A 13,475-nucleotide genomic window follows, 5' to 3' on the forward strand; every position below is an offset into this window, starting at 1 on the left:
GCTTTATACAGCTTTAGCGTGTTGTGTAGCTCACGCCGGCAGTGAACCAAAAACCGGGTTGGGGCACATTGCCAAAATCGATGAATGAGGCGTCGAATATATTGTTTGCATTGGCGAAGAAGCGAAAATGCTTCATCGCGTAATCCACTTTGACATCCAACACCGAAAAGGGTTTATAGGCTGTTTTTTCGCCGGGTTTTCCATCCACATACCGCACATATGAGCCTATACGGTCTTGCCAACGAAAATTCCAACTCACGGAAAGGTTCTTGACGATTTCGTGATAAAGGGTTGCCGTGAATTTGTGTCGCAGATGGTTAAGTGTGTAGTTCGATATCAGTTCATCTTCCACCAAATTTTGATGCAAATAGGTATAGCCTGCTCTGAAATTTTTGAACGGTTGATGATTGCCGAACCACTCCTGCAAATCGAGCGAAAGATTGGTTTCAACACCCTTTTTGTTGATACGGGAATGGTTTCTCGATTCCCACAGGGCGTCGGGATCGGGTTTTACCCAATCGATCAGGCTGTCGCCACGCATGTAGAATGCCGATGCCTCCGCACTTACAATGCGGTTTCTGAATTTGATGCCGGTTTCCCATGCTTGTGAACGTTCGGCTTCCAGATCGGTATTCCCGGTGTGGGTTGCCGTGGTGTAGTAAAGCTCGGTGAACGTAGGCATGCGCGTTGCCTTGTTCCATGAAGCATAGATGCTTACGGAAGGAGTTGGTCGGAACGATGCGTTGACGGCCGGGTAAAACGTGAATTTATCGGCAATGGCCGTATTGTGATTCAGCAGTCCGCCGAGCGATAAGGTAAATTTGTCGGTTACGAAATTGTGTTCGGCAAAATAGCTGATGTTGGTGCGGCTATCGGATTTGGTATATTTTCCGATGGGTTCATCCATAGGTTTTCCCAACACATTGCTGAGGATGCTTTCGTTGCGGAACTCGCCCCCGAAGCTTGTAATGCCCCATGCCGAAGCATATTGCATATTGAGATTGGCGCCGAACACATCGCTGCGATGGTAGTTATGCCCTTTGTACCAATCGGGAATGTTGGATGTACCGTCGCGAAAGAGTTGGAAACAGTCGTAATGTCTATTCCAGTAAAGTACGGGAATCACTTTCAGTTGCCCGTTGGTTTCCCCTTTTATCGATGCGAAAATGGTTTCCGTATCATCGAACTGATTGGGGTATGCTGCCGTATAAAACGTATTGGCTCCGTAATCTTTGTCGTTATATCCCAATTGGACATCGAGTGTGTTGTTTTTAATGTCGAAGCGGCTTTGCCACAACACGTTCAGTAGCTGATAATCGCTGTTGGCAATGTATCCGTCGGAGCGATCATACCCTGCGGATAATTGGTGTACGGCGGACGGGGTTCTCATTGCGCCGCGTGCTTCGGCACCAAATAGGCCATACATGCCGCCTTCTGTTTTGACGTACGCGTTTGACAGCGTATCTTTTTTGGTGATAATGTTGATTCCCCCTCCGAAAGCTCCGGCACCATAGGCCAACGATGCGGGTCCTTGGATGATTTCGATACGTTCGATGTCTGAAAGATTGAGGGGAATGTCGAAACTGTAGTGTCCGGTTTGAGGATTGGTAAGGTTAATTCCGTTGAGGAGAATGGCGGTTTGATCGAATGATCCGCCGCGAAGTGAAATGTCCGCCTGTACGCCGTGCGGTCCGCGTTGCAGGACATCAACTCCTGCCACATAATTTAGAAGATCTTCCGTACTTCGGACGGGCGCAACCTCAATGTCTTTTTGTGTAATGACGATTACCTGCTTGGCTGCCTGACTCAGTGGAAGGTCGGTTTTTGATGCGGTGACCACCACTTCATCGAGTTCTCGTATCAACATACTGTCGGTAGATGTTTTGATACGGGTTTGTTCGACAGGATTCACCGAAGCTGCATGGGCGTTCATTAAAGCACATCCCGAAAGCACTCCGATGCTCACTACCTTGTGCATACTGTTAAAAACGCTGTACGATTTTCGGGCAAATCGCTTAAAACGAAATGCCTTTAACGAAGTTGATTTTGATAGTTTTTGTTTATTCATAATGATATAATTTAAAAAACACGTACCAAAAATACACTTAATATTCGTACCACAGCGCATCTGTTAAGGATTTTTCACTTATACAGCAAACAAAATTCCTTCGTTTTTTATTTGTTTTCGAAAATGGAAAAATGAACCCTGCCGTATTTTCGTTCTTCTTTGAAAAACGGCAAGTGCGAGAAATGGTGTTTATCGGAGTGTTCCATGATAAAAATACCTTCGGGTTTGAGCAGATTATTTTCGATAATAAGAGTGGGTATGGTATCGGCGGTGGGCAGATCATAGGGAGGATCGGCAAAAATAAGGTCAAATTTTTCGTTACAGGTAGCAAGAAATTTGAAAACATCGGCGCGAACAGGGAACAATTCGTTGGCACCCAATGTTTTTTTTGTTTTGACAATAAAATCATAATGATTCCGGCTCATTTCTACGCTGATCACCCGCGGACATCCTCTTGACACCATTTCCAACGCGATGCTCCCCGTGCCCGAAAAAAGGTCAAGAGCCGTTGTTGTTTCCCAGTCCAGGAGATTGTTCAAAATGTCAAAAAGGCCCTCCTTTGCAAAATCGGTAGTGGGGCGTGCTTTAAGATCGGGAGATACCTCAATGCGCCGGGATTTGTATTTTCCGCTGATTATTCGCATAATTGGATTTTTATATCAAGAGGTACAGAGGAAATTTCTTCTTTGGGAACCGTTATGTTGGGGGAAAACGAAAGGATTTGCACCTTTTTAATCAGTTTTTTCAGCGCATCGACGGTTTCTTTATGAGATTCGGTATTGCCGGTTAAGTATAAAAAATCGGCCGACTGATCCAGCGGGAGTTTTTCCCATACAGCAACAATAAAATATAAGGGATTAAATGTTGCATTAACAGGAAAAGTATTTGCCGAAAGCAGTTTGTTTTTCCTGAAACAGCAGATATCCATTAATTCTTCATGAAAATTAACGTAGCATCTTTTCTCCTCTGCTTCATTATTGTGCCGGGAAAAATAAGGAAGCAGTTGCGAGATGTGATGCGTAAAAATCGGATTCCACAAATTACGGCACATAAACGAATGTAATTCATCGTCCATTGAAAAGAGAACGTAAAAATCATTTTCTGCAACCTTCTCGGGCTTTTCGCTTAAAACCGTTTTTTTATTAGTTGTAATATTAAAATTGAAAATATCGTTAACTTTCTTTTTCTCGTAAAATATTTCGGGTATGAGGGTGTATTCGTTGGAAACAACAATCACCCGAGTGGACTGAAATGGTTGAGTAAAGAATCCGAAATCGAAAATTAGTTTCTGGATGTTTTCGTTGTAGCTTAACTTATTATTGAAGGAGGTTTCTTTATAATAAAAAACGGTATGGTCTGTCGGGCAATGAATAGAGAAAGAAAATCCATCCGGAATGATCCGGATGGATAAAATATATTTTTCGGGGAATGCAAAATCGATGTTTTCAGGTAGAAACATAATAGATAATCCGGAAAACGTTATTCCCAGTTCCCCGCATTATTATTGGGGACAGTAAGAGAACCGACTTTCAATCCCGGATAATTATTCTCTCCCGGTCTGTTTAAGGCATCCTCAATTTTTTGGCGTAAAAGTTTTTTGTTGAGATCACCCAAATATGCAGTATATGGAGCTTTTACTTCGAAAACTTCGATAGGATAACCCGATGCTGTTTGAAGTTTTCCTGTCCTTAACTCAAATTTTAATCCGTTACTATAAGGAATGTAGGGCAACGAATCCGGATTAAAATCGGGACGATTAGCAAAAAGAACTTCCTTTGCCGGTAAATAAATGGTATCGCGCAATAGTTGAGGCTGATTGTTTTTTTCATCCCATAAACCTGCGGCCTTGATTGCTTTTTCGTTGCCTGAACGGATGATTTTCATTGCTTTTTCTTCGGTCATTCCGCTTTCCAGCTGCTCTTCTGTGAGATCACCGTAACTTCTTATTGTTTTAACTTTACCGTTTTTAATAAAATCGACCAACGTATCAAAACTGGCTGTGTATTTGCCGTTCTGTTCGCGATAGGCTACTTCCGCCGTGCGAATATCGATCAACCGTTGAATGACGGCTTTTTCTCGTTTCTGTACTTCCTTTTGGAATTCGATCGGTGCCTGTATACTTCTCCAGCAAAGGAAACCTAAGAGAACAATTGCAACTATCAAGGTCGCTTTTACTACAACTTTCATGGACTTTTTCTTTTTTATTTGTATTATTGAATGTTGATTTCTAGTTTTCGACTACAAATTTAGAAAAAGAATGACAATTGTACTACTTTTACATAAAAAAAAACGTAAAAAATGATAGAAGGGTTCTTTATTGATAAAATTAATGCCAATTTTCCGTTTACATTTACGCGTGATCAATCTGATGCTCTTGAAAAAATTGTGGATTTTGTTTTTTCTTCCAATACGAATCGAATTTTTTTGTTGAAAGGATATGCCGGCACCGGAAAATCGCTATTGGTAGGAAGTTTGGTAAAAACCATGAACGAATTTAATCTTAGGTCGGTTCTTTTAGCTCCTACGGGAAGAGCGGCAAAAGTTTTTTCGGGTTATGCCGGTCATCCTGCCTCTACCATTCACAAAAAAATATATCGGCAACAAAAGTTTTCGGGTGGAGTTGCCAAATTTTCGTTGGCAGAAAATTTACACAAGCATACCCTTTTTATTGTTGATGAAGCCTCTATGATCAGCAATAATGCGAACGATTTTTCTCTCTTTGGTTCGGGTCGGCTGCTGGACGATTTGATCGAATTTGTCTATTCAGGTGAAGGATGCCGGCTGATGTTGCTTGGCGATACAGCCCAATTGCCGCCGGTGAAAGAGGAAGAGAGTCCGGCTTTAAATAAAGAGGCGCTTCGATCGTATGGTTTGGACGTAACAGAGGCAACATTGACCGAAATTGCTCGTCAGGAGAAAGAATCGGGAATACTTTTTAATGCTACCATGCTCAGGGAAACATTGAAGATTGGGAAAACGCATGATTATCCGAAATTGGAAGTAACTCTTTTTCCTGATGTGAGAACATTGAGCGGAGCAGAATTGATTGATGAGATCTCAGATGCTTATCGGCGTGACGGTATAGACGATACCATCGTGATTTCGCGTTCCAATAAGCGAGTGAATGCGTATAACAACGGTATCAGGAATACGATTCTTTATCGTGAGGAGGAGTTGTCGAACGGCGATTTGTTAATGATCACCAAGAATAATTATTATTGGGTGAATGATTTCGAAGATATCAATTTTCTTGCAAACGGAGAGTTTGTGGAAGTCGTGCGCATTCGAAGTTATGAAGAGATGTATGGCTTCAGGTTTTGCAATGCAATATTGCGACATAGGGATTATGATGTGGAATTTGAAGCAAAAATCAATTTGGATGTGTTACATACCGAAGTTCCCGGCTTGACACGCGAACAAAACGACGTGTTGTTCGCCGCTGTTATGGAAGATTATAGCGATATTCCACAAAAACGAATCCGTTACAACAAGATAAAAGAAAATCCGTATTTTAATGCTCTTCAGGTAAAGTATGGCTATGCCGTTACCTGCCATAAGGCACAAGGAGGCGAGTGGAAAAATGTGTTTCTCGACCTCGGATATGTGAGAGGGTTGCAAATGGACGATAATTTTTATCGCTGGCTTTATACATCCATTACCAGGAGTGCAAAAATGTTATATCTTATAAATTTACCTGCTGATTTTATCTCACTTTCCAAATAATTATTACTTTTGTTGTTGGTGAAACAATCGGTCGATACATTCGTAATATACAGTAATAAAAACGCTATCGCATTGGAAAAGAAAAAAGAATACATCGACAATCTTCTGTCAACTATAAAAAGTTTGGAAAAGACAGTTATTGCTGCGAAAGATGAGGGTGCTATCCCTTTTTCGTTCTTTCGGGAGGCATTTGACAAGACTGAAACCATTATGCGTTTGTTGCATGAACTCGAATCCTTACAGATCGATGAGATGCGGGCACAAATGGAAAAGCTGATACTGTTTCTTTCCGAAGCTGAAAACAATAAAAAAACTATTGAGAAAGCGGCAGAAACGGGCATGATACGAGAGATTTCTGCAGAACGGTCTAAAGCAGTGCAAGAAGAGGAGGTTGAAAAGCATGAAGAAGAAGCTGAAGTTGAAAGTATGCAACAGGAACTGCCTCATAGCACATATAGCGAAGGTCCTATGTTTACCGAATACAAATGGCCGGAAAAAAAAGAAAGCGAGACTGGGATAAAAAAGAAGGAAACCCCTTCGTTGAACGATGCTATACCGGCCAAACCTGCAGTACTCGATTTGATAAAGAGCATCAGTTTGAATGATCGTTTTTTGTTTCAGCGTGAACTTTTCAACAATGATCGCGGAGCAATGAATGCCATGATGGAAATGCTCAATTCGTTTGAAAATTATGGGGAGGCAGAAGCTTATTTACGTAAGCATACTTCGTGGAATTTTGAAGACCAAACAGTAATGGATTTTCTATATGCCATAAGAAAGGGATTTGAGTAATCCTCCTTTTCCGGGAAAAAATTATGGGAAAGTTGTTTATTGTACCTACACCGATAGGGAATATGGAAGATATGACATTGAGAGCGATCAATGTACTGAAGGAATGTGATCTGGTGCTCGCAGAAGATACGCGCACGAGCAGCTTTTTGTTGAAGCATTTCGGCATAGAAACCGGGATGCAGTCGCATCACAAATTTAACGAGCATCAATCACTGCAGCAAATCGTCCAACGTTTACTAGGCGGGGAAAATATAGCATTGATTTCGGATGCCGGCACCCCGGCAATTTCCGATCCGGGTTTTCTGCTTGTTCGCGAATGCATAAGAGAAAATATCGATGTGGAATGTCTGCCGGGACCTACTGCTTTTGTGCCGGCATTGGTTGTGTCGGGTATCCCGTGTGACCGTTTCTGCTTCGAGGGTTTTTTGCCACAAAAGAAAGGGCGACTTACCCGCTTGAAGACGCTCTCGGAAGAAACACGGACAATGGTGTTTTACGAATCGCCTTACCGTATTGTGAAAACGTTAACGCAGTTTGCAGAATATTTTGGTGCAGAGCGCTATGCTTCAGTCTCGCGCGAAATTTCCAAAATGCATGAAGAAACCGTTCGGGGAACCCTTTCGGAGCTGATTCATCATTTTACCGATAATGAACCAAGAGGAGAATTTGTGATTGTAGTAAGTGGCCAAAGTGACCGTGATTAAACTATTTACAGAGTTATTCGTTTATTAATTAGAAATAAAAAATTGTTTTTTATGAAAAAAGTTGGAATTTTATTTCTTGGCATGGGAATGATGTTCGCATGTACCAATGTAAAGGAATCGAAAGAATATAAGGAATTGGAAGCTGAAAGAGATTCCTTGTTGCAGCTATCTTCGTCAGCTAATGAGGAAGTAGCAGAAATGATGTCTGTAATCAGCGAGGTAGAAGAAAACTTCAACAAAATCAGAGAAGCCGAAAAATACCTTTCTACCCAGTCGTCGCAAAGCGGAGAAATGAGTCAGGATACCAAAACACGTATCAACGAGAATTTCAAGATGATTAATGAGATTCTTCAACGAAACAAGGCACAGTTAGCTGAATTGAGAAGCAAATACAACAGCAGCAATAAACAGATCGCTTTGTTGAAAAATACGATTGAACGGCTGAATAAAGAAATGGAGGAGAGTGCTGCTCGTGTGAGTGAATTACAAAGTTTGCTTGCCGAACGCGATTCGACCATTGTAAAACTATCGAGCGACATTACCGCGCTTGCAAGCGAAGCAGAAGCTCAATCGGCAACCATTCAGGAACAGGATAAAGCGTTGCACACCGCTTATTATGTTTTTGGAACCGCTAACGAATTAAAGGATCAGAAAATTTTGTCGGGAGGGTTCCTTCAGCCGACAAAGGTAATGAAAGATACCTTCAACAAAGATTATTTTATAAAAATCGATATTCGCGATGTAACGGAAATTCCTTTGTATGCTAAGAAAGCCAAACTTTGGTCAACTCATCCCGAAGGAACTTATGAATTTGTGAAAGGGCCGGATGGGAATCTTACTTTCCATATTACCGATACGCAGCGTTTCTGGAGCTTGACAAAATTTTTGGTTATTGAAGTGTATTGATTTTTTACAGATTTGACAATAGCATACACGGGGTGATCGAAAGTCACTCCGTGCGTGTTTAAATTTTAGAGGGCTGTTTGGAATATGGCATATAAGAATCTGTTTATAGATCTGGACGATACGTTATGGGATATTCATCAAAATGGGAAAGAATGTCTGGAAGAGATTTATCGCGATTACCGCTATAATCAATTTTATGAGACTTTCGAGGATTTTTACCGGGTATACATGCCGTCTAATAACTACCTTTGGGGATTGTATCGTGAAGGAAAAATCAGTAAAGACGAATTGATTGTAGAACGATTTCTTTTTCCGCTTCGTCGTTTTGGAATTGATGATCCGTATTATGCTAAAAAAGTGAGTGACGATTTTTTAGAGCGTACCACACATAAAACAAAATTGATTGATGGGACAATCGATTTATTGGAATATCTTAAGCCAAAATATCGGATGCATATTCTTTCCAACGGATTTAGCGAAGTTCAATACAAAAAGATCGAAAATTCAGGCCTTAGGCCTTATTTTTCGAAAGTGATTCTTTCGGAAGATGCGGGTATTAATAAACCGCACCCCGACTTTTTTACCTATGCGTTGAAAGTTACAAACTCGCGTCGTGATGAAACGCTCATGATAGGTGACAGTTGGGATGCGGATATTGTTGGAGCATATAACAGCAGGATTGATCAGCTATGGCTCAATTCCGATTCCAAAAACGAAAGGCCGACGGATTTTAAACCGACCTTCACTGTGCATTCTCTTGAGGAAATTAAAGGAATATTGTAACAGCCACGGCTATCACTTAATTTTTTATTGATTTCCCCCTTTTATAGTTCTCTGATATGGATGGAATATCCGCCACCGGGTGCACAATACTGGGTGAGCCGCGATGTAGCCGTAACTTTTATTTTTCTGATTTGATAGGCCTGCGGATTGGTTTTATAATGCGAGGCTTTGGTATCTGAATAGATCGTAGCCTCATATTTTTTCCCTTTTTCCAGAAAGTCGAACGCTATTTTTGATTCCCGTCTGTCATAACCATTTGTGCACCCAACAAACCATTCGTTTTTTCCTTTGGCTTTTCGGGCATAAGTAATGTATTCTCCCGGTTCGGCTTCCAACACTTTTGTCTCATCCCAGTCGATGGCGACATCTTTAATGAATTGAAAAGCATCAGGGAATCGGGCGTAATTTTCCGGCAAATCGGCCGCCATTTGCAGCGGACTGTACATGGTTACATATAAAGCCAGCTGATTGGCAAGGGTAGCATTAACATGTGATTTGTTATCGGGGTTTATTTTTTCAATATCCATTTCAAAGATCCCCGGCGTATAATCCATTGGACCGCCAATTAAACGCGTAAAGGGAAGAATGGTTGTATGATTCGGTTTACTCCCGCCAAAGGCTTGATATTCTGTTCCGCGAGCCGATTCGTTGCCAATCAAGTTTGGGTAGGTACGACATAATCCGGTCGGGCGTACGGCTTCGTGTGCATTGACCATGATGTGGTGTTCGGCTGCTTGTTTTATGGCGTATAAATAATGATTTACCAGCCATTGTCCGTAATGGTATTCGCCACGAGGGAGAATATTGCCTACATAACCACTTTTCACCGCAGTATACCCATATTGATTCATGAGGTTGTACGCTTTTTCCATGTGACGTTCGTAATTGCGGACGGAACTTGATGTTTCGTGATGCATCAGCAGTTTCACCCCTTTGCTGTGTGCATAGTCGTTCAGCATGTCGATGTCAAAGTCGGGATAAGGAGTCAGAAAATCGAAGACATAATCTTTTGATTTACCGAACCAATCTTCCCACCCGATATTCCATCCTTCTACCAAAACTTGGTCGAAACCATGTTTTGCAGCGAAGTCGATGTGTTTTTTTACATTTTCGTTATTTGCACCGTGTTTACCGTTTGGCTTGACTTTGCTGTAATCGGTAATGCCGAGTTTAACGCTGGGAAGATCGCAGTATGCCCACGTACTTTTTCCGGTGATCATTTCCCACCATACGCCAACGTATTTCACGGGTTTAATCCAGGAGGTATCTTCCAATTTGCAGGGCTCGTTGAGATTCAAGGTGATACGCGAAAGCAGGATGTCCCGAGCATCGTCGCTCACGATGATTGTCCGCCAAGGAGATACACAAGGTGTTTGTAAATAACCTTTTCTGCCCTGAGTATCGGGAGTGAGATGTGATTCAAAAACAAATGTTGTATCGTTTAAATTAAGGTGCATGCACGAGTACTCTACCAGTGCAGCTTCGTGTAAGTTAATGTACAAGCCGTCATCGGTTTTCATCATCAACGCTGTTTGTACGCCGGTGTCGGAAAAAGGGGTCTGTGATGCATTTGGCGTAATGGCCTGTTTCATTAACCCTCGGATTTCTGACAATTTGGATGTAGTATAGTCATATTCCTGCGTATCGTAATCTCCCGGTATCCAGAAAGCGGTATGGTCTCCGGTCATGGCAAACTGGGTTCGTTCTTCTTTCACTACAAAGTGGGTAAGATTGGCTTGTTCGGGAAATTCATAACGAAATCCCAATCCGTCGTCAAAAAGACGAAAACGGATGATCATTTTTCGCTCGGTTTCTTTTTGCAGGAGGGTGATTTCCATTTCGTTGTAATGATTCCGTATTTCTTTTTCTTCACCCCAAACAGGTTGCCAAGTTTCGTCAAAGGATAAGGTCTTTGTATCGATCACCGAGAAATTGTGAATTAAATCCTTCTCGTTGAAGAGTTCCAACCCCATTTTGCCGGGTTTTAATACTTGCTTATCCTTGTAAACCAATTGATAGGTAGGAATTCCGTTGTCGATATTGAACGTAGCTTTCAATTGGCCGTTCGGCGATTGAAGGGTTTGTGCATTAAGCCCTAAGGCAATTAAAAATAAAAGAATAAAAAGATGTACGATTTTTTTCATTGCACTATACTATTTTAAAAAACTATCAGGGTTGAAATGTGCTAAACATTTTGAAATTGTTTGCCGGCAGCGTGATATCCATTGTTGTGGATGATACGTTGAGGCTTTCCGACGGATTCATGTAATTGTGCCAGGTCCCGGTTTTGGGGAATGTAGTTGAGGTAGTGATAGCTTCATTCGTGAAATTGCCGATCACCACTATTTGTTTGGCATTGCCAAACGACGACAGTGTCAGGAATCGCCCTTTTTCCCAATCCGATTCGGATACTTTCCAACTCATGGTTGCCGTCGAATTGAACAGTTCGGGGTTGTCATTTCGGAATTGGATCAGTTTGGCGTACGTGTCATGCAATTTTTTGCGCTGGGGCACCTCGAGATAATCCCATTTGACGGGTTTTTTACCTGTGCGTCCGTTATAGTCGATGGATATATCATAACCCATTTCGCCGAATTGCCATACCATTTTCGGACCGGGAACGGTGAAAAAGAAGGCTGCGTTGGCTTCGAGTTGCGACATGCGGGCGGTGAGGTCGGTTTTCAGAATTCCGTTACCCCACTGTATTTGTTTGTACGCGGCGCGTTCTTCGTCGTGGCTCTCCATATAGCTTACCAAACTGTTCGCAGGACGCGACGAGGTACTGTAGTAGGCACCCGAAAAATCGGAGCCATCTTGCCATCCCATTGCGGACTGACAATAATTCCAATTCATATTTCGCCATACCATCATTCCGGCATCGCCCAATTCTTTCTCTTCCCTGTCGTCACAGAAATGTTCCAAAATGACGTAAGCATTTGGTTTCACGGCTTTAATAGCAGCATGGTAATCTTTCAGGATGGCAATGCGTGAAGGATCGTAATTAGCGGCAGTGGCCTCAGTACTCGATTTCTGTGTAAATCCCTTTGACAAATCGAAACGAAAACCATCGAATTTGTATTCGTTGAGCAAGAACTGTAAGTTACGTTTCACAAATTTGCGCACCAATGGCGATTCGTGATTGAAATCGTTGAAAACGCTATACGGATGAGGTGCCGTTACGTTGAAATACGGATTGTTGGCTGCAGGTCGGTTGTTGGCCGAATCCCACCACATTTTTGCGAATGGACTGTTTCCTGTGGCATGATTATACACCACGTCGAGGATGACGGCCATCCCACGTTTGTGACACTCGTCGATGAAGTGTTTATACATATGGTCGGTTCCGTAGGCCTTGTCCATCGCGAAATAGAAGCAGGGATTGTAGCCCCAGCTGTCGTTTCCGTCGAATTCCTGTACCGGCATGAGCTCGATGGCCGTTATACCCATCGATTGCAGATAATCGAGTTTTTGCAAAGCTCCGTTGATATCGCTTGTAGTGGTGAAATCGCGCAACAGCATCTCGTAAATCACCAGATTATCCACCGCCGTAGGCGTAAAGTTGGATACTTGCCATGAATAGCTATCGGGTTGAATTTTGAAAACGGAAACGATGCCAATCGCTCCTTTTTTCGGATAGGTTTTATTATCCGGATATGTTGAGTCAGAAATATCGGGGTCGTGTTCGGGATCGAGAATCTTTCTTGCATAAGCATCGGCTAAGCGCGTTATCTCGCCGTTTTTTGTTCCGACATAATATTGAAAGGCATATTCTTTGTCAGCATCCAGACCGGAGAGAGTGATCCACCAGCAACCTTTATTGTCGTCACGATACATCTGCGATTGTTCGTCGTTGCTCAGTGTCCAGTTATTGAAATCGCCGACTACATGGGCAAAATCTTTGTGATTGCCCTCTTTGTCCTTGTCGTAAAGCACCAGTGTAACGGTGGAATTATTGATAATATTGATACCGTCTATTATGTTGTCGGGAAGGGGAGCATATTTTATCGCGGCAGGTTCAAAAGGGTGAAATCGGTTATCGGTGACGGTAATAAAGAAATCGTTCTCGAGACCTTTTTTTGTGCCGTCGGCACTGCGGATGACGATACCGATTTTGGTTACCGGTGTTTCGCCCGAACCAAACCATTGTCGTATGGATGGAGAAAGCGTGATGCTCCAAACGTTGGGTTCAACAACGGCCATTTTGCATTTCTCCAGGTTTTGCTCCCATGTAGCAGGGACATACAGCCATTGTCCTTCCGAAACAACCCCTGTATGGATATAAACATCGCCTTTATAACCATAAAGCGCGGATGTTTTGGGTGCTTTGAAGATAATAGTCAGTTCTTTATCTGCATCGGGTTCTGCGGGTGACAAGTTGAATCCTTCTTTTATTTCTGCAACAGGGGGTTCTGTTGTCGGAGTATCGTCTTTGCCGCAAGAGACAAAAATCAGCGCTATCAGCCACAGTATTTTATATAGATCTTTCATTTGTATGTTTT

The 13,475-nt window shown here is 42.3% G+C and carries 11 protein-coding genes; 5 read left to right on the top strand and 6 right to left on the bottom strand.

Annotation, left to right across the window (positions count from 1 at the left end; translation table 11 throughout):
- Positions 1–13: 13 nt before the first annotated feature.
- The 4 genes from OLM34_RS09470 to OLM34_RS09485 all read right to left on the bottom strand — a co-directional run bounded on the left by OLM34_RS09470 (position 14) and on the right by OLM34_RS09485 (position 4,255).
- Positions 14–2,068: a TonB-dependent receptor plug domain-containing protein gene (locus OLM34_RS09470; RefSeq protein ID WP_264406890.1), complete on the bottom strand. Its 2,055-nt coding sequence runs from the start codon at positions 2,066–2,068 to the stop codon at positions 14–16.
- A 107-nt stretch (positions 2,069–2,175) separates the two neighbouring features.
- Entirely contained in the window at positions 2,176–2,712 is a 537-nt protein-coding gene (locus OLM34_RS09475; RefSeq protein WP_264406891.1) for an RsmD family RNA methyltransferase, read from the bottom strand.
- A complete protein-coding gene (locus OLM34_RS09480; protein WP_264406892.1) occupies positions 2,703–3,527 on the bottom strand; it encodes a DUF3822 family protein in 825 nt (274 codons plus the stop codon). Before OLM34_RS09480 ends, OLM34_RS09475 begins: the two co-directional genes overlap by 10 nt.
- A gap of 20 nt (positions 3,528–3,547) precedes the next feature.
- A complete protein-coding gene (locus OLM34_RS09485; protein WP_264406893.1) occupies positions 3,548–4,255 on the bottom strand; it encodes a hypothetical protein in 708 nt (235 codons plus the stop codon).
- A 111-nt stretch (positions 4,256–4,366) separates the two neighbouring features.
- On the opposite strand from OLM34_RS09485, the gene OLM34_RS09490 reads away from it, so the two are divergent.
- From OLM34_RS09490 to OLM34_RS09510, 5 genes are all read left to right on the top strand, one after another.
- On the top strand, positions 4,367–5,791 hold the full coding sequence (locus tag OLM34_RS09490) for an ATP-dependent DNA helicase (RefSeq protein ID WP_264406895.1): 1,425 nt from the start codon (positions 4,367–4,369) through the stop codon (positions 5,789–5,791).
- A 72-nt stretch (positions 5,792–5,863) separates the two neighbouring features.
- Positions 5,864–6,583 carry a hypothetical protein gene (locus OLM34_RS09495; RefSeq protein WP_264406897.1) on the top strand — a complete coding sequence of 240 codons (720 nt, stop codon included), beginning with the start codon at positions 5,864–5,866 and terminating at the stop codon, positions 6,581–6,583.
- A gap of 23 nt (positions 6,584–6,606) precedes the next feature.
- Entirely contained in the window at positions 6,607–7,287 is a 681-nt protein-coding gene (gene rsmI / locus OLM34_RS09500; RefSeq protein WP_264406898.1) for a 16S rRNA (cytidine(1402)-2'-O)-methyltransferase, read from the top strand.
- 51 nt (positions 7,288–7,338) lie between these two features.
- Positions 7,339–8,193, top strand: a complete 855-nt coding sequence (locus OLM34_RS09505; RefSeq protein ID WP_264406899.1) for a Cbp1 family collagen-binding glycoprotein adhesin — start codon at positions 7,339–7,341, stop codon at positions 8,191–8,193.
- A gap of 84 nt (positions 8,194–8,277) precedes the next feature.
- On the top strand, positions 8,278–8,976 hold the full coding sequence (locus tag OLM34_RS09510) for a YjjG family noncanonical pyrimidine nucleotidase (protein ID WP_264406901.1): 699 nt from the start codon (positions 8,278–8,280) through the stop codon (positions 8,974–8,976).
- Between the two features lie 41 nt (positions 8,977–9,017).
- Here OLM34_RS09510 and OLM34_RS09515 read toward each other — a convergent pair whose 3' ends face one another.
- Both OLM34_RS09515 and OLM34_RS09520 read right to left on the bottom strand, forming a co-directional pair.
- The gene (locus tag OLM34_RS09515; protein ID WP_264406902.1) at positions 9,018–11,120 is read right to left on the bottom strand and encodes a glycoside hydrolase family 97 protein; all 2,103 of its coding nucleotides are present in this window, start codon (positions 11,118–11,120) and stop codon (positions 9,018–9,020) included.
- Between the two features lie 25 nt (positions 11,121–11,145).
- A complete protein-coding gene (locus tag OLM34_RS09520) occupies positions 11,146–13,464 on the bottom strand; it encodes an alpha-amylase family glycosyl hydrolase (RefSeq protein ID WP_264406903.1) in 2,319 nt (772 codons plus the stop codon).
- Positions 13,465–13,475 lie beyond the last annotated feature (11 nt).

Origin of the sequence: Anaerorudis cellulosivorans (assembly GCF_025943985.1) — a bacterium.
Lineage (GTDB): Bacteria > Bacteroidota > Bacteroidia > Bacteroidales > Dysgonomonadaceae > Anaerorudis > Anaerorudis cellulosivorans.